This is a genomic window from Sphingopyxis sp. GW821-FHT10B01 (genome assembly GCF_059415685.1).
Genome location: NZ_JBWKNS010000004.1, coordinates 521,090 through 539,479 on the forward strand (window position 1 = coordinate 521,090; position 18,390 = coordinate 539,479).

The following is an 18,390-nucleotide window of genomic DNA, read 5'->3' on the forward strand; positions in this document are numbered from 1 at the left end:
GGCCACACAAGACGACGGGTCGCGACCCGCCCTCGGGAACATGGGCCCGGGGGCGGGTCTTTTTTTGGCCTTAAAGCGACAAAAGAGTCGGACGTGCGCGTTCAAAATGTCTCCTTTGTCGCTTTAAGGAGGTGCGGCGGGGTTGCTTCGTCGCGTAGCGCGGCGTGCACGACGGCCATATCGGGGCCGCCGCTGACGTCGATCGCGCCGCCTTTCAGTACGCGGACGGTGGTGACGCCGTTGAGTGCGCGGTCCATCGCGATGCTGAACTGATGCGTGCGCCCCATAAAGATCGCGCGGTCCCACGCGGCGGCGAAGCTGACGGCCTCGGGCCGTTCGCGCAGGCGATAGGCGGAGGCGCGGCCCATGCCGACGGCGCGCGCTGCCTTGCCGACCGAGCCCATCGCTTCGAGCGCACGGATGAAATTGGCCTGCGTTTCAGGCGTCCAGCCGTCGGCGCGGTTGCGCTGCTGCAGTACTGGCGCGAAGGCGAGGCAAGTGTCGGCGAGGAGCGGGGTGAGTGAGGGGCTGTGTTCCATCGGACAGTATGGAGCATGGCCGGATAATGTAGGAAAGGACTATTCGAACGTCGGCTCGAACGTCGGCTTTGGGGTGGGAAGCTGCCACTTGTGCACCCCGGCGAAAGCCGGGGCCCATGCGGAAACACGCGAGGTCCGCGTCAGGCTTCTGGACCCCGGCTTTCGCCGGGGCACACATCTCTATCGGCAGCAATCGGTCGTAAGACGACATTCGTCATCCCGGACCTGATCCGGGGTCCGTCGCAGCGCTGAAGTTATGAACCCCGGATCAAGCCTATGGTGACGATGATAGGTGGGGCAGCTTCTGGCCGAAGCGGACCTGCCGCCAGGCCTCGGTCACACGGCCTCGCCTAGACCGTCACATTGGTGACGCGCTTCAATTCCGACTTGAGGCGTTGTTCATCGAATGCGTGCTGCTCAAAATCGCCGCCACGCTCGACCCAGAACAGGAAAAGATGCGCGGACCATCGGTTGGGATTGGGCTTGGTCCGGCCGTGGCGCAGATCAATCCCGCGATACAGCACCGCGTCGCCGGGTTGCATCTCGATCGCAGAAAAGGGTTCGTCGCCGAAATCCTCGACGCACGGGGCTTCGCCGTCCACGCGCAGGGATCCGACTTCAAGCGGCCATGGCAAATCGTCGCTATAAGCAAGCGTGAGCGACACGCTGTGCTCGCACGAAGGGCGATCCGAATGGACGCGGCAGATATCGTCCTTCTGATAGATGCGAAAATAATCGTAGCTGGGCAGCAGGTCGGCGCCGGTAAGCTCGCTGACGATCGGTGTGAGGCCCCACAGAAAGGTTGTCAGCGGGCGATAGAAATGACCGGAGATGTCGACAGTCTGTTGCTTCGAAAGGGGGTGCGACTGGGCGAAACTCTCGAAAGACTTTCCTGCAGCCGAAAGGTCGATCTGCAATTGCTTGAAGAGATTCGAGGCGACCTCTGGAGGGATCAAGCCCCTGATCGTTGCAAAACCGTCTTCAGCATAATCGCCTTCGATTCGCATAAAAACCCCATCTGCTGCTTTTGCCTCCTCCCGAGGCCCGCCTTTCGACGCGCGATTTTGCAGCCCTGAGCAATTTTTGCAACCGGCTGGTCGCGACCCGTTTCCCAGCCAATCGGTTAGTGAGCGTCCGTCGGCGCGGGGCCGCCGATCGGGGGTGGTTTGCAAAAGGGCACCATCACCAGCGCCGCCAGAAACAGATAGGCCATCAGGCGGAAGACGTCGTCGAAGGCGAGGGTCAGCGCCTCGCGCCCGACGATGCGGCCGAGCATCCCCCCGGCCATCTGTTGCGCGAGTGCGGGGTCGGAAACGGTGCGCCCGATATGTTGTGCCAGCCCCGCTGCGGCTTCGTTCGCGGCCTCGCTCGACCGGCCGAGCGCTTCCGATAGCCGCAGCATATGGAGCCGCAGATTGTCGCCGAGCCAGGTGTTGACGAGCGCGATGCCGATCGCGCCGCCGAGGTTGCGCATCAGGTTGAACAGGCCCGAGGCGTAGCGCAGTTCGGGCCCTTCGAAATTGCCGAGCGCAAGCCCGACCGACGGGACGATGCACAGCATGATGGCAAAGCTGCGCACCACTTGCGGCCAGAAGAGCGCCGCGAAGCCCCATTCGGGGGTCATGAAGCTGAACATCCAGAGCCCCACCGCGAAGAGCGTGAGCCCGAAGGTGATGACAATGCGCTGGTCGACCTTCTGTGACAGCGCGGCGGCGATCGGGACGCCGAGCAGCTGGGCTAGCCCCGAGACGAACACCGTCGTCCCGATCTCCGACGCATTATAGCCCTGCACGCGGCCGAGGAAGATCGGGACCAGATAGGTGCTCGAATAAAGGCCGAAACCGATCACCAAGTTGAACACGCAGGCGAAGGCGAAGGTCGGTTTGCGAAAGGGGGTGAGCTTCACGATCGGCCCGTCGGAGCGGAACGAGCGTTCGAGGAACAGGCCGAAGGCGACGAACGACAGCCAGCCCGCGATCGCGATCGACGGCTCGCTGAACCATTCATGCTTCGGTCCTTCCTCGAGCACAAACTCGAGCCCGGCGAGGAAGATTGCCATCGAGGCAAGATGCACCCAGTCGATCCGGCGCAGCATCGGTAGATTGGGCTTGTCGATCTTGACCAGCGCGACGATCGCGAGCGTCACCGCGGCGCCCGGCACGACGTTGATGAAAAAGACCCAGCGCCAGCCCATCGCGTCGGTGATCCAGCCGCCGACCGTCGGGCCCAATGTGGGCGCGAGCACCGACACCATGCCGAGGATCGCGGGGATCATCGCGCGCTGCTTGCCCTCGAACAGCATATAGCCGGTCGCGAACACCGTCGGGATCATCGCGCCGCCGACAAAGCCTTGCACGGCGCGGAACAGGATCATCGATTCGATGTTCCATGCGAGCCCGCAGAGCATGGACGCAATCGTGAACAGCCCCGCCGACGTCGCGAACAGCCAGCGCGTCGACAGCGCCTGCGCGAGAAAGGCCGAGAAGGGGATCATCACGAGTTCGGCCATCAGATAGGCGGTCTGCACCCAGCTGATCTCGTCGGGGCCGGCGCTGAGTCCCGCCTGCACCTCGTTGAGCGATGCGGCGACGATCTGGATATCGATCAGCGCCATGAACTGGCCGAACGCCATCACCGCAAAGATCAGATATTTCCGCGCGTTGGGCATCGCAGCCGGATCGAAGAGCGCGTCTGCGGCGGCGGGGGATTGCCCGGGAGAAAGCGGGATGGAGGCCATGGGTCTTGTGTCCTGTCGTCTTTATATTATATGCGTCATATAAAAGGAGACGACAAGTGCGCTATTCAAGTGGCCACAAGGCAGAAACCCGCGACCGTGTTTTGAAAGAGGCGGCGAAGGAGATTCGCGCGAAGGGACCCGACAATGTCGCGGTGTCGGGCATCATGGCGCGCGCCGGGCTGACCCACGGCGGTTTCTATGCCCATTTCCCGTCGAAGGACGCGCTGGTGAAAGAGGCGATCGGGACGATGTTCGCCGATGCGCGCAAGCGCACCGAACGGATCGATGCGGCCGGCGACCCGCGCGCGGTGCTGCGCGCCTATGTCGATTTCTATCTGTCACCAGCGCATCGCGACAGCCGTGATCGCGGCTGCCCGCTGCCGACCTTGTCGGGCGATTTTGCGCGCTCGCAACCCGCGACGCGCGAACGCTTCGGGGCGGGGGTCGAGGGGATTGCGAGCCGCCTCGCGGCGCCGCTGGCCGAACTCGGTTACGCCGATGCCGAGGCGGAATCGCACGCGTTGCTCGCTCAGCTTGTCGGCGGTGTCGCGTTGGCGCGTGCCGTTGGCGATCCCGCACTGTCCGATGCGATGCTTGCGGACACGCATGCCAGCATTGTCACGCGCTACGGACTGGAGACGCCGCAATGACGCTCGCGAAGGTGCAAGGGCTGATCGCCTCCGGTGGCCGTCCGCCGATCGGCGACACGCTGGGGTTCCAGCTTGTCGATGCGGGGGAAGGCTGGGCGGCGTTCGAGGGCGTGCCGGGTCCCGAACATTATAATCCGATGGGGACCGTCCATGGTGGTTATGCCGCGACCTTGCTCGATTCGGCCTGCGGTATCGCGGTGGTGACGAAGCTTGCCGACGATCAGGCGATGACGACGCTCGAGCTCAATACATCCTACCTCAAGGCGATGACCGGTACGACGGGCAAGGTGCGCGCCGAGGGCCGGGTGATCTCGATCGGTCGCCGCGTCGCTTATACCGAGGCGAAACTGACCGACGCGGAAGGGCGGCTGCTCGCGACGGCAACCTCGACGCTGCTGGTGATCACGCCATGAATGCGCCCGCGACCTTCGATACCGACGCGCCCGTGAAGACGCGCTTCGCCGTGCCGCGCAAGGCGGGCGTGGTCGGACTGATCGCGCTCGTTATCGCGGCGGTCGGCATCTGGTGGCTCACCGCGCCGCGCACGTCCGAATCGACCGACAATGCCTATCTGCAGGCCGATGCGAGCGAAGTCGCACCGCGCGTCGGCGGGCTGGTGACCGCGGTGCTGGTGCGCGACAATCAGGCTGTGCGGGTCGGAGCGCCGCTCGTGCGGATCGACGTGCGCGACTATGACTCGCGCGTGCTGGCGGCCGAGGCCGCAGTCGCCGACGCCGATGCGCAGGTCGCCACGGCGCGCGCGACGCTCGCCTCGCTGGGCGCAGAGCAGAAGCTGGCGGCGGCGCATATCCGGTCGATCAATACGCAGATCGCCGCGGCGGACGCCGAATCGGCCCGCGCCGCCGCCGATCGCCGGCGCTATAATGCGCTGCTCGTCGATGGTTTCGTCACTCGGCGCGATGCCGAGCAGGTCGATGCGACCGCGGTCGGCGCGGCGTCGGCAGCACAGCGCTCGCGCGCCGATCTGGGCGCCAGCATCGAGGAAGCGTCGGTGACGCGCGCGCGCGGGCCGATCCTCGCCGCGCAGGTGAAGGCCGCCGAAGCCGCCGCGGCAAAAGCGCGCGCGGCGCTTGCACTCGCGAAGCTCGACCGCGGCCATACTTTGGTCGCCGCACCGATCGACGGCGTGGTGGGCAACCGCCGCATCCAGGTCGGCGACTATGTCCAGCCGGGATCGCGCCTGCTGTCGGTCGTCCCGGTGCGCTCAATCTATGTCGTCGCCAATTTCAAGGAAACCCAGACGCGCGAGATGCGCCCCGGGCAAAAGGCCGAGGTCGCGGTCGACGCGCTCGGTGGCGATCCGCTGACGGGTACGGTCGAGAGCCTCGCGCCCGGATCGGCGAGCGAGTTCACCCTGCTGCCGTTCGAGCCCGGATCGGGCAATTTCACCAAGATTGTCCAGCGCGTGGGCGTCCGCATCCGGCTCGATCCGGGGCAGGCGGCGCTGGCGCGGTTACGGCCCGGGCTGTCGGTTACCGCAAAGGTGAAGCTGCGCTAAATCAGTCGAACGTGAGCATGTCGTCGAGCAGCGCCAGCGCGTCCGCGCGCGGCGCGTCGGCGTCGAGCAACGGGTTGAGCCGGTCGTCGAGCAGCAGGATCGCAAAGCCGTGGACCATGCTCCACGCGCGCGCCGCGTGGGCGCGGGTGGCTCTAGCGGCGTCGGGATCGCCTTCGTGGGTGGCCGCGACCGAGCCAGTCAGCGTGCCGAACGCACGCAGCATCGCCTCGTGCAGGGCTGGGCGTGTCTTGTCGAGGCGTTCGCCGCGGAACATCAGTTGGAACAGCCCGGGGTCGGCGAGCGCGAATTCGACATAGGCGCGGCCGATGGCGTTGAGCTTGTCCTGCGGGTCGGCGTGCTGCGCGGCCGCGGCCTGCATCCGGTCGGCAAAGCGGGTGAAGCCGACCGCGGCAAGTTCGCTGACGAGACCGGTCAAATCGTCGAAATGATTTTTGGGCGCCGCGTGCGAGGCGCCGACATCGCGTGCAACGCCGCGCAAGGTCAGGCCGGCGACGCCGTCGCGGTTTACGATCTCTTCAGCCGCCACGAGCAGCGCCGCGCGCAGGTCGCCATGATGATAGGGCTTGGTCATGAAGTCCGCTTAGCGCTCCAATGTTGACGATGTCAATTTTGCGCTTGACTTGGATCTTCGCGATCCTCAATATTGACAGTGGAAACATTGACTGGAAGGACAGGCGGATGAAAACCTTGCTTTATGCTCTCGGGCCGATGCTGTTCGACTCCTTGGGCGTCATCGTCTTTGCAGTGTTGCTGGTCGCCGGTGCGGGGATCGTGCCCGCGACGATTGCGGGCACCGCGGTTGCCATCGCGGTCGTCGGCTATGAACTGGTGCGCGGCAAAAGGGTCGCGGCCCTGCAGTGGATCAGCCTGGCCTCGGTGCTTTTCACCGCCGCCGCGACGCTTTTCACCGGCGATCCGCGTTTTGTGATGGTGAAGCCCACGATCGTCTATCTGATCGTCGGGAGCGTGATGTTGCGCCGTGGCTGGCTCAATCGCTATATCGTGCCCGAACAATTGGCGCTGGTCGGCGACGTCATGGACCGGTTCGGCATGATCTGGGCGGCGCTGATGTTCACAAGCGCGGGCCTCAATCTGATCATTGCGATCTTCTTCACTGCGTGGTGGCCGCTATTTATCGGGATATTCCCGCTGGCGTCGAAATTCGGCCTGTTCGCGGTCCACATCGCGGTGGTGCATGTCATCGGGCAAGCGCGGCTGCGCCGCGGCGCGGGCAGCGAACGACAGCCGCTTGCGGCCAAATAGCCGCGCCAACCATCTCATTGACGCTCATTTGGTGCGCCCCGGCGAAAGCCGGGGTCCACGCGTTGTCGCGCCATGCCAGCTGGGCCCCGGCCTTCGCCGGGGAACACAACTCTCGCGAGCGGTCAGTTAGTCGGCGTCGAGCCCGTAAGCCGTGTGCAGCACGCGCACCGCGAGTTCGGTCTCGTCTTCGTCGATCAGCACGCTGACCTTGATCTCGCTGGTCGAGATCGCCTGGATGTTGATGCCGCGGTCGGCCAAGGCACGGAACATCGTGCTGGCGACCCCGGCGTGGCTTTTCATGCCGACGCCGACGACGCTGATCTTCGCGACCTTGTCGTCGCTGATGATGCGGTTGAAGCCGATCTTGTCCTTCGAACCCTCGATCAGGTCGATCGAGCGGAGGAGATCGGTGGCGGGAACGGTGAAGGTCACGTCGGTCTCGCCCTTCTCGCGGCCCACGTTCTGGATGATCATGTCGACGTTGATCCCGGCTGCGGCGAGCGGGCCGAAGATGTTGGCGACCGCGCCCGGCTTGTCGGGCACGCGCGTGACGATGACCTTGGCTTCATTCTTGTCGTGGGCGATGCCGGTGATCAGCTGCCGTTCCATCTGATGTTCCTCTATTTCCTCGTCGCTGACGATCATCGTGCCGGTGGCGGGGGCTTCGTCGCCTTCGACGAAGCTGGACAGGACCTGCACGCGCACGCCCTCTTTCATCGCGAGCCCGACCGAGCGGGTCTGGAGCACTTTGGCGCCGACGCTCGCGAGTTCGAGCATTTCCTCATAGGTGACATAATCGAGCTTGCGCGCACGCGCGACGATGCGCGGATCGGTGGTGTAGACCCCGTCGACGTCGGTGTAGATGTCGCAGCGGTCGGCCTTGAGCGCCGCGGCAACCGCGACCGCGCTGGTGTCCGACCCGCCGCGGCCGAGCGTCGAGACGCGGCCGTCGTCCATCAGGCCCTGAAACCCCGGAATGACCGCGACTTCGCCCTTCGCCATCGCGGCGGCGAGTGCGCCGGTGTCGATGTCGGTGATGCGCGCGCGGGCGTGCGCTTCCTCGGTGCGGATCGGAAGTTGCCAGCCGAGCCAGCTGCGCGCCGGGGTCCCCATCGCCTGCAGGGTCAGCGCGAGCAGGCCCGACGTGATCTGTTCGCCCGCGGCGACGACGACGTCATATTCGGCGGGGTCGTAACGCGGGTTCGCCTCGCGGCAGAAATTGACAAGCCGGTCGGTTTCGCCCGCCATCGCCGAGACGACGACCGCGACTTCATTGCCGTTGGCGACTTCGCGCGCGACGAGTTTCGCCACGGTGCGAATCCGCTCGGTGCCCGCCATCGACGTGCCCCCGAATTTCATCACGATCCGCGCCATGTCGCCCCGCTTTCCTGATCTGGTTTCGGCCGCAACTTTTCCAAGCATTTCCGCGGCGCTCGCGTCGTTAGGCAAGGGGAAGGAGGATGGCAAGACCGGCTTCGTATGCGGCGGATAGAATTTCTTGCATGGCGCGAGGCGGAGTGCCACATCGCGGGGCATGAGTGCTGCCACGATCAACCCGCACGAAGCCGCCCATTTTGGCGCGCTCGCCGCCGACTGGTGGGACCCGCATGGCTCGTCGGCGATGCTGCACAAGCTCAACCCGGTGCGCCTTTCCTATATCCGCGCGCAGGTCGACGCGCATTGGCATGTCGATGCGCGCGATCGCTATGCGCTTGCGGGGCGCAGCGCGATCGACGTCGGGTGCGGCGCGGGCCTGCTCGCCGAACCGCTCGCGCGAATGGGGGCCACGGTGACCGGCGTCGATGCGGCGCCGGAGAATATTTCCGCGGCGCGCGATCATGCCGCGGGACAGGGGCTTGCGATCACTTATCATGCCGGCGAACTCGCCGCGCTGTCGCCCGCGACCTTCGACCTCGTCACCTCGATGGAGGTCGTCGAACATGTCACCGATCCCGCCGCCTTCATCGCCGAACTCGCGGCGCGTCTTGCGCCCGGTGGGCTGATGATATTGTCGACCCCTAACCGCACCGCGCTGTCAAAACTTTTGCTTGTCGAGGCGGCCGAACGGGTCGGCGTGGTGCCGCGCGGAACACACGACTGGGACCAGTTTCTCAAGCCCGAGGAGCTGACCAAGCTGCTCGAAGGCGCGGGGCTGGAGGTCATCGACCGGACCGGCCTGTCGCCTTCGCCCGCGAAGGGCTTCAAGCTCGGCGGCAGCGAAGCGCTGAACTATCTGGTCGCGGCGCGGTGGCCGGGCTGAGCGCCGAGTGACTGGCGCGCGCGATCCACGCGTGGACGCCTATATCGCGAAGGCGCTGCCCTTCGCGCAACCGATCCTGACCCATTTGCGCGTGTTGGTGCACCGCCATGCGCCGGGCTCGCAAGAGACGCTGAAATGGGGTGTGCCGCATTTCGTACTCGGCGGACAGAATCTGGCGGGCATGGCGGCATTCAAGGATCATGCGACCTTCGGCTTCTGGCGCGACGAGGAAGTGACGGGCTCGCCGCGCAACAAGGGCGCGTTGGGGAGCATGGGGCGGCTCGCGTCGCTGGCCGACCTGCCGGGTGACGAAGCGATGGCGGCAATGATCACCAAGGCGGCGGCGCTCTGTGCCGAAGGGAAACCGAAGCGTCCGGCACCGCAGCCGAAGGCGGCGCTCGACTTGCCCGCCGACTTGGGCTCGGCGCTGAAGGCGAATACCGCAGCGCAAAGCCATTGGGACGCCTTCTCGCCGGGGAAGCGGCGAGACTATATCGAATGGGCGATCGAGGCGAAGCGCGAGGAAACGCGCGTCAAGCGGATCGAGACGATCGTCGCGCAGGTCGCCGAGGGCAAGGACCGGAACTGGAAGTATAAGGGTTGCTGACTAGAACATCGCCCCCGCGAAGGCGGGGGCCGCAGTCGGCTTGTCACTACGCTGCTGTTCCAGACGCCAGCGACCCCCGCCTTCGCGGGGGTTGACGCTTCGGAACGCTTCGCATTCCGAAGCGTCAAAAATCCACATCCTCATAATATTTCGGCGGCGTCACAATCTCCATCCGCTCGGCGAGCAGTGGGCGAAAGCTCGGGCGCGATTTCAGCCCCGAATACCAGCCCTTGGTCTGCTCGTGCCCCGTCCAGTCGATCCCGCCGAGATAGTCGGCGACCGAGATATGCGCGGCTGCGGTCAGGTCGGCGAGGCTCATCGTCGCGCCGGCCAGCCAGGTGCGGTGGTCGATCAGATAATCGACATAGTCGAGATGGTTGTTCGCCGCCTTCATCGCCTCGCGCAGCGCACCGCCGTCGGGTGGCTGGCGGTGGACGATGCGTTTCTGCATCCGTTCGAACAGCAACGGGCCGGTGACTTCATAATAGAAGTCATGATCGAACCATGACGTCAGCCGGCGGATCTCGGCGCGGCTGGCCGCCGTGCCGTTGATCATCGCCTTGCCTTCGACGGTTTCCTCGAAATATTCGGCGATCGCCATGCTGTCCATGAGCACCTGGCCGCGCGCCTGATCGACCATCACCGGGGTGCGCCCGGCCGGATTCAGATCGATGAACTCGTCGCGGCGTTCCCACGGCGATTCGCGCACCAATTCATAACCGACGCCCTTTTCGCCCAGCAAAAGGCGGACCTTGCGCGAGAAGGGACAGAGCGGGAATTGATAGAGTTGCCACATGCCCCCGGCATAGCGGCAGCGGGGCGCCACGCGCAACGGCTATGGCGCGCCCGGGACGATCAGAATTGTGGATTATGCCCTAGCGGCGCGCGTCGGCGCGCTCTCTTTCCCACTGTGCCGCAAGATCGCGCGCCATGTCTTTGAGGACCGGGGCATAAGCCGCGAGTGCCGAGGCGGCATGTCCGGCCATGCGCGTTCCGGCGCGGACATCGTCGCCCATTCGCTCTGCATATTCGGGATCGCGGCCGGTCACTTCGCCCAGCGTGGCGTCGGGGGGAATATAGGCGGCGTCCGATTCGGGGTCGACCTGTGCGACGGCTTTGGCGAGTGGTCCGACCTGCATCTGCATCAACGCACCGACGAGCGCGGTGATGGTGTCGGCCATCCGGTCCTGCGCTGCCGGGTCGTTCAACGTTGCGACTGCGCCGCGCATCTGGCTATCGGCGGCCGCAGCAGGCAGCGGCGCGGCGAGCGCGAGCAGGGGGAGGGCGATCAGGGCAAAGCGGGTCATGACTCCATCCTTTCAAAGGACGCATGGTTCATCAAAGCGGCGTGTGTAAGCACGCAACGCTTTCGCTGCGCTGAACGTCATGTGGCGGTGCGACGGGCCGCACCGCCTGCGCGACGAGATCATTCGGCCGCAATCACCTCGGCTTCGGCGTCGCTCAGCGGATAAGCGAGGCGGCTGAGCATTTCCTTCGGGCACACCTGCCAGAATTGTCCTTGCCAGCGGTCCCAGTCGGCAAGAACCTCGTTCGACCATTTGCTTCCCGTCGCCTTGGCGTGATCTTCGACCAGCTCTTTCAGCACCATTTCCCAATGTGCGCTGTCGATCCGCTGCCAAGTGATCGATTCGGCATTGGCGCGGCGTTCGAACTGGCCGTCGGTGTCGAGGATGAAGGCCATGCCGCCGGTCATGCCCGCGCCGAAGTTCGAGCCGACGGGGCCAAGGATCACCGCGGTGCCGCCGGTCATATATTCGCAGCCGTTCGCGCCGCAGCCTTCGACGACGACCTTCGCGCCCGAATTGCGGACTGCGAAACGCTCGCCGGCCTGACCAGCCGCGAGGAGGGTACCCGACGTCGCGCCATAGAGGACGGTGTTGCCGATGATGCTGTTGTGCTGGCTGACCAGCGGGCTCGACACCGTCGGACGCACGACGATGCGGCCGCCCGAGAGGCCCTTGCCGACATAGTCGTTGGCATCGCCGAAGACTTCGAGCGTGATGCCGCTGCACAGGAAGGCGCCGAGCGACTGGCCCGCGGTGCCGCGCAGGCGGACCTGCACATGATTGTCGGCGAGGCCGCTCATTCCGAAGCGCGCGGTGACTTCGGCCGACAGGCGCGTGCCGACGGCGCGATGCGTGTTGCGGACATTATAGGTGAGCTGCATGCGCTCGCCGCGTTCGAACAGTGGCTTCGCATCGCTCAGGATCTGCGCGTCGAGGCTGTCGGGCACCGGGTTGCGGAAGCTCGGGCCTTGCGAGCGGCGCTGATCGTCGGGGGCGTCGACCTTGGCGAGGATCGGGTTCAGGTCGAGGTCGTCGAGATGTTCGGCGCCGCGGCTGACCTGACGCAGCAATTCGGTGCGACCGATCACCTCGTCGAGGCTGCGGCAACCCAGCTTGGCGAGGATTTCCCGAACTTCCTCTGCGATGAAAGTCATCAGGTTGATGACTTTCTCGGGGCTGCCGGTGAACTTCTGGCGCAGTTTCTCGTCCTGCGTGCAGACGCCGACGGGGCAGGTGTTCGAATGGCACTGGCGCACCATGATGCAGCCCATCGCGACGAGGCTGAGCGTGCCGATGCCATATTCCTCGGCGCCGAGGATCGCCGCGATGACGATATCGCGCCCGGTCTTGAGCCCGCCGTCGGTGCGGAGGCGGATACGATGGCGCAGGCCGTTGAGCGTCAGCACCTGATTGACTTCGCTGAGGCCCATTTCCCACGGGGTGCCGGCATATTTGACGCTCGTCTGCGGGCTGGCGCCGGTGCCGCCGGTGTTGCCCGCGACAAGGATGACGTCGGCGTGTGCCTTGGCCACGCCGGCGGCGACGGTGCCGATGCCCGCGCTCGACACGAGCTTCACGCAGACACGCGCCTTGGGGTTGATCTGCTTCAGGTCGTAGATGAGCTGCGCCAGATCCTCGATCGAATAGATATCGTGGTGCGGCGGCGGGCTGATCAGCGTCACGCCCGGCGTCGCATGGCGCAGGCGCGCGATGAACTCGGTGACCTTGAAGCCCGGAAGCTGGCCGCCCTCGCCGGGCTTGGCGCCTTGCGCGACCTTGATCTCGATCTCGTCGCACGCGCCGAGATATTCGGCGGTGACGCCGAAGCGGCCCGATGCGATCTGCTTGATATTGCTGTTGGCGTTGTCGCCATTGGCATAGGGGCGATAGCGTTCGCTCGCTTCCCCGCCTTCGCCCGACACCGCCTTGGCACCGATGCGGTTCATCGCGATCGCCAGCGTTTCATGCGCCTCGGGCGACAGCGCGCCGAGCGACATGCCCGGGGTGACGAAGCGCTTGCGGATCTCGGTGATCGCCTCGACGCTGTCGAGCAGGACGCCCTGCGCCGGATAGTTGAACTCCATCAGGTCGCGGAGATAAATCGGCGGCAGGTCGGCCACCCCGCGCGCGAATTGCAGATAGGTCGAATAGCTGTCGGTCGCGACCGCGGTCTGCAACAGGTGCATCAGCTGCGCCGAATAGGCGTGGGCCTCGCCGCCCGCGCGCTGGCGATAGAAGCCGCCGATCGGCAGGGTGGTGACGCGCTTGTCGAACGCCGCCTCATGCTTCTCGGTCGCGTTGATGAAGAGCGACTGATAGCCTTCGCCCGAAATCTTGGCCGGCATGCCGGGAAAGAGGTCGTTGACGAGCGCGCGCGACAGGCCGACTGCTTCGAAATTATAGCCGCCGCGATAGCTGGAGATCACGGCGATTCCCATCTTGGCGAGGATTTTGAGCAGGCCGTCGTCGATCGCCTTGCGGAAACGCAGGCGGCAATCGTCGAGGCTCAATTCGCCGAACAGGCCGCGTGCCTGACGATCGGCGATCGCGGCTTCGGTCAGATAGGCGTGGACCGTCGTCGCGCCGACGCCGACGAGCACGGCAAAGGCGTGGGTGTCGAGCACTTCGGCCGAACGGACGTTGATCGAGGCGTAGCTGCGCAGTCCCTTGCGCACGAGGTGGGTATGGACCGCCGCGGCCGCCAGCACCATCGCCATGCCGACGCGGTTTTCACCGATCGACTGGTCGGTCAGGAACAATTCGCTGCGTCCCGCGCGGACCGCGTCCTCGGCCTCGCGGCGGACGCGCGCGATCGCTTCGCGCAGCGTCGCGGCATCGCCGCCGACCGCGAATGTGCAATCGATGTCGGCAACCGCATCGCCGAAATAGGCGCGCAAGCGATCCCAGTCGTCGCCGACGAGCACGGGGCTATCGATCGCAAGCACATGGTCGCTCTGCCCGCGCTCATCGAGGATGTTGGCGAGGTTGGCGAAGCGCGTCTTCAGGCTCATCACATGCCGTTCGCGCAGACTGTCGATCGGCGGGTTGGTGACCTGGCTGAAATTCTGGCGGAAGAATTGCGCAACGTGGCGTGGCTTGTCCGAGATGACGGCGAGCGGCGTGTCGTCGCCCATCGAACCGATCGCTTCCTTGGCGTCCTCGACCATCGGCGACAGGATCAGCTCCATATCCTCCATGGTCAGTCCGGCGGCGACCTGGCGGCGGAGCAGCTCGCTGCGGTCGAACACCGGCAGGCTCGACTTGCCGCCCTTGGGCAGATCGGCCATCGTGCGGAAGCCGCGGACGCGCGAGCGGTAGTCGTGCGTGTCGGCGATCTTGTCCTTGATCGCGAGGTCTTCGTACAAAACGCCTTCTTCGAGGTCGACGGCGATCATCTGGCCGGGGCCGAGGCGGCCCTTCTTGCGGATGCTCGCTTCGGGGAGCAGCACCATGCCGCTCTCCGACCCGACGACGAGCAGATTATCGGCGGTCAGCGTGTAGCGCAGCGGGCGCAGCGCGTTGCGGTCCATGCCCGCAACCGCCCAGCGGCCGTCGGTCATCGCGAGCGCGGCGGGGCCGTCCCACGGCTCCATGACGCTGGCGAGGTAGGAGTACATGGCGCGGTGGTTGTCGGGCACGTCGCATTCGTTGGTCCACGCCTCGGGGACGAGGATCAGCTTCGCGGTCGGTGCGTCGCGGCCGGCGCGGCAGAGGGTTTCGAACACCGCGTCGAGCGCGGCGGTGTCGGATGCGCCCGCCGGAATCACCGGCTTGATGTCTTCCGAATGCTCGCCGAAGGCGAGGCTGGCCATCTTGATCTCGTGGCTCTTCATCCAGTTCTTGTTGCCGCGGATCGTGTTGATCTCGCCATTATGCGCGAGGCAGCGGAACGGCTGGGCCAGCCACCATTGCGGGAAAGTGTTGGTCGAATAGCGCTGGTGAAAGATCGCGACGCGGCTTTCGAACAGCTTGTTCGTGAGGTCGGGGTAGAAATCGGCGAGGCTCTCGGCAAGGAACAGGCCCTTGTAGATGATTGACCGGCACGACAGGCTGCAGACATAGAAATCGGCGATCTGCGCCGCGATCACCTTTTTCTCGATGCGGCGGCGAACGAGATAGAGCTGCTTTTCGAACTCGGCGAGCGACTGTTCGTCGGGCAGCGGCCCGGCGATCATGATCTGCTCGATCTCGGGACGCGTACGCTGCGCCTTGTCGCCGATCACCGACACATCGACCGGCACCTGACGCCAGCCATAGATGGTGAAGCCCGCGTCGATGATCTCGGCCTCGACGATCGTGCGGCATTCCTCCTGCGCGCCCAGGTCGGTGCGCGGCAGGAAGACCATGCCGACGGCGAGGCGGTTCGGGCGCACCTTGTGCCCCGACGCGGCGATCGCATCGTCGAAGAAGCGGACCGGCAGGTCGACATGAATGCCCGCCCCATCCCCCGTCTTGCCGTCGGCATCGACGGCGCCGCGGTGCCAGACGGCGCGCAGCGCTTCGATCGCCGCCTCGACGACGCGGCGCGAGGCCTTGCCGTCGGTCGCCGCGACCATGCCGACGCCGCAGGCATCGGATTCCATGTCGGGGCGATACATGCCTTCCGCTTCAAGGCGGGCGTGATCGGGGGTGGGGTAGTGGGTCATCTTGATCGTCCTGACGGGTTAGGCGCCTAGTTGTTGCGTAGCTTCGATCGCTTGCGCGCGTTGGTCGCCGCTTCTTCGGCGGCCTGCTGCGCGGCCAGCGAGGCGTTTTCGTACGCGGTCTCGAGATCCTCGACGCGCTTGCGGTCGGCGGCCGACCAGTTGCTGCGGTCCTCGGCGGGGTCCTCGACCGCCGCGACGGCGGCGTCCGCCGCCGCTTCCGCCGCGTCTGCGGCGGCGGCATAATCATCCGCCGGGGCGGCTTCGGCGGCGTCCACGGCAACGGCTTCGGTCGTTTCCGCCGTGTCGCTGTTCCACTGGTCGCGATGTTCCTTCAGCTCCTTGACGCTGACCTTCATCAGCTTGGCGAGCTTTGCGAGATCCTTGTCGTTGAAGTCGGAGAGCTGCTTTTCCTTTGGCAGATCCTTCATATCCTTTTCGATCTGCGGCCCGCGATCCATGAGTTTGGTGATCAGCGGCGGCAGCGCCTTCATCACCGCGACCATCACTTCGGGGTCGGCCTGCAGCGCCATCCATTCATTGGCATAAAGCGTGCCGGTCGGCGTCGCGAGGAAGGCGTTGAGGTCGGTAAGCTGCGCGGCGGTGAATTTGCGGGAATAGGCCTTGGCCATGCCGCCCCGCATCGGCGCTTCCATGTCGGTCAGCGCTTCGCTGATCAACGGCTTGATGACCTTGGTGATCTGGTCTTCGCGTTCCTTGCGGTGCGGATCGAACATGTCGGCGATCTTGCCTTTTGTCGCTTCGTCGAGCGCCGAGATCTTGTCGTTGTCGACGCCGGTCTGGATCGAGATCATCAGATCGGACTGGCCGCCCAGTTCGCCCATGATCGTCTTGAAGATCTTGCCGTAGAGATTGTCGATCATCCGCTCGAGGCTGCCGACGGGGATCAGCGCGTTCATCGTCTTTTGTCCGAGCGCGAGGCGCGCGGGTTCGATCGGCGGCAGGCTGCTGGTGTCGAACATCTTTTCGACCAGCGCGATCGCCTCGTCCATTTCCTTCTGCATCTTGGCCTTTGCCTCGGCGGCATAGGCTTCGCTGTCACCCTCGCTCGATGCTTCGTCCTCGACCTCCGGCGATGTGGGTACGGCGGCTTCCCCCGGTGCGATCGTGACTTCGACCGCATGAGGTTCCTGGAACGCGGCCATGGCCGGTGCGCCCAGCGGCAGGGTCGCAATCGTCCCGGCGAGCAGGATCGATTTGAACGTCGGCATCATGATTTTTCCTTCTTTGTTGGTCATGCCGCCTTCTTTTCGCTTTTCGCTTTGACTTTCAACCACTTTGCCATCTGTTCGCTGACATCGCGGCCGTCGCGGATGCCCCAGACGACCAGGCTGGCGCCGCGGACGATGTCGCCCGCTGCAAAAACCCCGGGTAAACTGGTCATCATCGTCTGATGATCGACGCGCAGCGTGCCCCAGCGTGTCACCGACAGGTCGGGCGAGCCGAACAGGTGCGGCAGTTCCTCGGGATCGAAGCCGAGCGCCTTGATCACCATGTCGGCGGGAACGTCGAACTGGCGGCCGGGGTCGACCTCGGGGCTGCGGCGGCCGCTCGCGTCGGGGGCGCCGAGGCGCATGCCCGCGACCGCGACCTGCTTGACGCTTTTGTCGGCGGTGAAGCTTTCGGGGGCCGACAGCCACACGAACTCGACGCCTTCTTCCTCGGCATTCGACACTTCGCGGAGCGACCCGGGCATATTTTCGCGGTCGCGGCGATAGAGGCATTTGACCGACTTCGCGCCCTGCCGCACCGCGGTGCGGACACAGTCCATCGCGGTGTCGCCGCCGCCGATGACGACGACATGCTTGCCCTCGGCATTCAGCCGGCCGTCGTCGAACGCAGGAACCGCGTCGCCAAATCCCTTGCGGTTCGATGCGATCAGATAATCGAGCGCGGCAATCACGCCTTCGGCCGCGTTGCCCGGCACGTTGATCTCGCGCGCCTTGTACACCCCGGTCGCGATGAGCAGCGCGTCATGCTTCTGGCGAAGCTGGTCGAGCGTCGCGTCGCCGCCGACGTCGAAGCCGAGATGGAAGTGGATGCCGCCTTCGGCGAGCCGCTCGACGCGGCGTGTCACGACGTCCTTTTCCAGCTTGAAGCCGGGGATGCCATAGGTGAGCAGGCCGCCGGCACGGTCGTGGCGGTCATAGACATGGACCTCATGCCCCGCGACACGCAGATATTCGGCCGCGGTCAGCCCTGCCGGGCCGGCACCGATGATGCCGACCGACTGGCCGGTCGGGGCGCCGGGGTGCAGCGGTTCGACCCAGCCTTCGGCCCAGGCGGTGTCGGTGATATATTTCTCGACGCTGCCGATCGTGACGGCGCCATGGCCCGAAAACTCGATGACGCAATTGCCTTCGCACAAGCGGTCCTGCGGGCAGATGCGGCCGCAGATTTCAGGCATCGTCGAGGTCGCGTTCGACAATTCATAGGCTTCGCGCAACCGGCCTTCGGCGGTCAGGCGCAACCAGTCGGGAATATGGTTGTGGAGCGGGCAGTGCACCGAGCAATAGGGCACGCCGCATTGCGAACAGCGCGCCGCCTGTGCGTCGGCGTCGGGCGCGGCGTATCGCTCGGCGATCTCGCGAAAGTCGCGCGCGCGGTCTTCGGCAGAGCGCTTGTCCGGATAGGATTGTTCACGCTCCACAAACTGGAGCATGCGATCGGAAGCCATGCAGTATCCCCTTCGTTGAAGGCGGAATTGCATGGCTCGAAAAGCCCTGTCACGAGCGAATTGCGAGTTGGGACAGTATTGCTAACCTAAAATGGATGCCAAATTTGCATCAAAATGGGTTCGCGCAATTATCTTTCGTCTATTAG

16 protein-coding genes are annotated in these 18,390 nt (G+C 65.2%); 6 read left to right on the forward strand and 10 right to left on the reverse strand.

Annotation, left to right across the window (positions count from 1 at the left end; all coding sequences use genetic code 11):
- Nucleotides 1-101: 101 nt before the first annotated feature.
- The 3 genes from AC07NV_RS15210 to AC07NV_RS15220 all read right to left on the reverse strand — a co-directional run bounded on the left by AC07NV_RS15210 (nt 102) and on the right by AC07NV_RS15220 (nt 3,276).
- Nucleotides 102-539, reverse strand: a complete 438-nt coding sequence (locus AC07NV_RS15210) for a hypothetical protein (RefSeq protein WP_495167204.1) — start codon at nt 537-539, stop codon at nt 102-104.
- A gap of 350 nt (nt 540-889) precedes the next feature.
- Nucleotides 890-1,711 carry a hypothetical protein gene (locus AC07NV_RS15215; protein ID WP_495167205.1) on the reverse strand — a complete coding sequence of 274 codons (822 nt, stop codon included), beginning with the start codon at nt 1,709-1,711 and terminating at the stop codon, nt 890-892.
- Nucleotides 1,663-3,276, reverse strand: coding sequence for a DHA2 family efflux MFS transporter permease subunit (locus tag AC07NV_RS15220; protein WP_495167206.1), 1,614 nt, complete (start codon nt 3,274-3,276; stop codon nt 1,663-1,665). The genes AC07NV_RS15215 and AC07NV_RS15220 overlap by 49 nt, the downstream gene beginning before the upstream one ends.
- Before the next feature lie 56 nt (nt 3,277-3,332).
- On the opposite strand from AC07NV_RS15220, the gene AC07NV_RS15225 reads away from it, so the two are divergent.
- Genes AC07NV_RS15225 through AC07NV_RS15235 form a run of 3 tightly spaced genes read left to right on the forward strand, consistent with a single transcriptional unit; the run spans nt 3,333 to nt 5,445 of the window.
- Nucleotides 3,333-3,926, forward strand: coding sequence for a TetR/AcrR family transcriptional regulator (locus tag AC07NV_RS15225; protein ID WP_495167207.1), 594 nt, complete (start codon nt 3,333-3,335; stop codon nt 3,924-3,926).
- Nucleotides 3,923-4,339 carry a PaaI family thioesterase gene (locus tag AC07NV_RS15230; RefSeq protein WP_495167208.1) on the forward strand — a complete coding sequence of 139 codons (417 nt, stop codon included), beginning with the start codon at nt 3,923-3,925 and terminating at the stop codon, nt 4,337-4,339. The genes AC07NV_RS15225 and AC07NV_RS15230 overlap by 4 nt, the downstream gene beginning before the upstream one ends.
- On the forward strand, nt 4,336-5,445 hold the full coding sequence (locus AC07NV_RS15235) for an HlyD family secretion protein (RefSeq protein ID WP_495167209.1): 1,110 nt from the start codon (nt 4,336-4,338) through the stop codon (nt 5,443-5,445). The genes AC07NV_RS15230 and AC07NV_RS15235 overlap by 4 nt, the downstream gene beginning before the upstream one ends.
- A 1-nt stretch (nt 5,446) precedes the next feature.
- Here AC07NV_RS15235 and AC07NV_RS15240 read toward each other — a convergent pair whose 3' ends face one another.
- Nucleotides 5,447-6,037: a TetR/AcrR family transcriptional regulator gene (locus AC07NV_RS15240; RefSeq protein WP_495167210.1), complete on the reverse strand. Its 591-nt coding sequence runs from the start codon at nt 6,035-6,037 to the stop codon at nt 5,447-5,449.
- A gap of 107 nt (nt 6,038-6,144) precedes the next feature.
- Between AC07NV_RS15240 and AC07NV_RS15245 the strand changes: the two genes are divergently transcribed.
- Complete coding sequence (locus AC07NV_RS15245; protein ID WP_495167211.1) at nt 6,145-6,729, forward strand: inner membrane-spanning protein YciB; 585 nt, start codon at nt 6,145-6,147, stop codon at nt 6,727-6,729.
- A 126-nt stretch (nt 6,730-6,855) separates the two neighbouring features.
- On the opposite strand, the gene AC07NV_RS15250 is transcribed toward AC07NV_RS15245, so the two are convergent.
- Nucleotides 6,856-8,103, reverse strand: coding sequence for an aspartate kinase (locus AC07NV_RS15250; RefSeq protein ID WP_495167212.1), 1,248 nt, complete (start codon nt 8,101-8,103; stop codon nt 6,856-6,858).
- Between the two features lie 160 nt (nt 8,104-8,263).
- On the opposite strand from AC07NV_RS15250, the gene ubiG reads away from it, so the two are divergent.
- Together ubiG and AC07NV_RS15260 are read left to right on the forward strand one after the other, a co-directional pair.
- Nucleotides 8,264-8,989 (forward strand): bifunctional 2-polyprenyl-6-hydroxyphenol methylase/3-demethylubiquinol 3-O-methyltransferase UbiG, encoded by a 726-nt coding sequence (gene ubiG, locus AC07NV_RS15255; RefSeq protein ID WP_495167213.1) that lies wholly within the window; start codon nt 8,264-8,266, stop codon nt 8,987-8,989.
- A 31-nt stretch (nt 8,990-9,020) separates the two neighbouring features.
- A complete protein-coding gene (locus AC07NV_RS15260; protein ID WP_495167214.1) occupies nt 9,021-9,596 on the forward strand; it encodes a YdeI/OmpD-associated family protein in 576 nt (191 codons plus the stop codon).
- A 124-nt stretch (nt 9,597-9,720) separates the two neighbouring features.
- Here the strand turns inward: AC07NV_RS15260 and AC07NV_RS15265 are convergent, their stop codons facing one another.
- The 5 genes from AC07NV_RS15265 to AC07NV_RS15285 form a co-directional block, all read right to left on the reverse strand.
- The gene (locus tag AC07NV_RS15265; RefSeq protein ID WP_248459872.1) at nt 9,721-10,392 is read right to left on the reverse strand and encodes a glutathione S-transferase family protein; all 672 of its coding nucleotides are present in this window, start codon (nt 10,390-10,392) and stop codon (nt 9,721-9,723) included.
- 79 nt (nt 10,393-10,471) lie between these two features.
- A complete protein-coding gene (locus AC07NV_RS15270) occupies nt 10,472-10,903 on the reverse strand; it encodes a hypothetical protein (protein ID WP_495167215.1) in 432 nt (143 codons plus the stop codon).
- 119 nt (nt 10,904-11,022) lie between these two features.
- Nucleotides 11,023-15,549, reverse strand: coding sequence for a glutamate synthase large subunit (gltB, locus tag AC07NV_RS15275; RefSeq protein WP_495167216.1), 4,527 nt, complete (start codon nt 15,547-15,549; stop codon nt 11,023-11,025).
- 26 nt (nt 15,550-15,575) lie between these two features.
- The gene (locus AC07NV_RS15280) at nt 15,576-16,805 is read right to left on the reverse strand and encodes a DUF2059 domain-containing protein (RefSeq protein WP_495167217.1); all 1,230 of its coding nucleotides are present in this window, start codon (nt 16,803-16,805) and stop codon (nt 15,576-15,578) included.
- Nucleotides 16,802-18,244 (reverse strand): NAD(P)-dependent oxidoreductase, encoded by a 1,443-nt coding sequence (locus tag AC07NV_RS15285; RefSeq protein ID WP_495167218.1) that lies wholly within the window; start codon nt 18,242-18,244, stop codon nt 16,802-16,804. The genes AC07NV_RS15280 and AC07NV_RS15285 overlap by 4 nt, the downstream gene beginning before the upstream one ends.
- Nucleotides 18,245-18,390: the final 146 nt, after the last annotated feature.

What these genes read in the sequence shown, in the direction of transcription:
- AC07NV_RS15210 (WP_495167204.1), bottom strand. Translation starts at nt 539, where the DNA reads ATGGAACACAGCCCCTCACTCACCCCGCTCCTCGCCGACACTTGCCTC.
- AC07NV_RS15220 (WP_495167206.1), bottom strand. Translation starts at nt 3,276, where the DNA reads ATGGCCTCCATCCCGCTTTCTCCCGGGCAATCCCCCGCCGCCGCAGAC.
- AC07NV_RS15230 (WP_495167208.1), top strand. Translation starts at nt 3,923, where the DNA reads ATGACGCTCGCGAAGGTGCAAGGGCTGATCGCCTCCGGTGGCCGTCCG.
- AC07NV_RS15235 (WP_495167209.1), top strand. Translation starts at nt 4,336, where the DNA reads ATGAATGCGCCCGCGACCTTCGATACCGACGCGCCCGTGAAGACGCGC.
- AC07NV_RS15240 (WP_495167210.1), bottom strand. Translation starts at nt 6,037, where the DNA reads ATGACCAAGCCCTATCATCATGGCGACCTGCGCGCGGCGCTGCTCGTG.
- AC07NV_RS15245 (WP_495167211.1), top strand. Translation starts at nt 6,145, where the DNA reads ATGAAAACCTTGCTTTATGCTCTCGGGCCGATGCTGTTCGACTCCTTG.
- AC07NV_RS15250 (WP_495167212.1), bottom strand. Translation starts at nt 8,103, where the DNA reads ATGGCGCGGATCGTGATGAAATTCGGGGGCACGTCGATGGCGGGCACC.
- ubiG (WP_495167213.1), top strand. Translation starts at nt 8,264, where the DNA reads ATGAGTGCTGCCACGATCAACCCGCACGAAGCCGCCCATTTTGGCGCG.
- AC07NV_RS15265 (WP_248459872.1), bottom strand. Translation starts at nt 10,392, where the DNA reads ATGTGGCAACTCTATCAATTCCCGCTCTGTCCCTTCTCGCGCAAGGTC.
- AC07NV_RS15270 (WP_495167215.1), bottom strand. Translation starts at nt 10,903, where the DNA reads ATGACCCGCTTTGCCCTGATCGCCCTCCCCCTGCTCGCGCTCGCCGCG.
- gltB (WP_495167216.1), bottom strand. Translation starts at nt 15,549, where the DNA reads ATGACCCACTACCCCACCCCCGATCACGCCCGCCTTGAAGCGGAAGGC.
- AC07NV_RS15280 (WP_495167217.1), bottom strand. Translation starts at nt 16,805, where the DNA reads ATGACCAACAAAGAAGGAAAAATCATGATGCCGACGTTCAAATCGATC.
- AC07NV_RS15285 (WP_495167218.1), bottom strand. Translation starts at nt 18,244, where the DNA reads ATGGCTTCCGATCGCATGCTCCAGTTTGTGGAGCGTGAACAATCCTAT.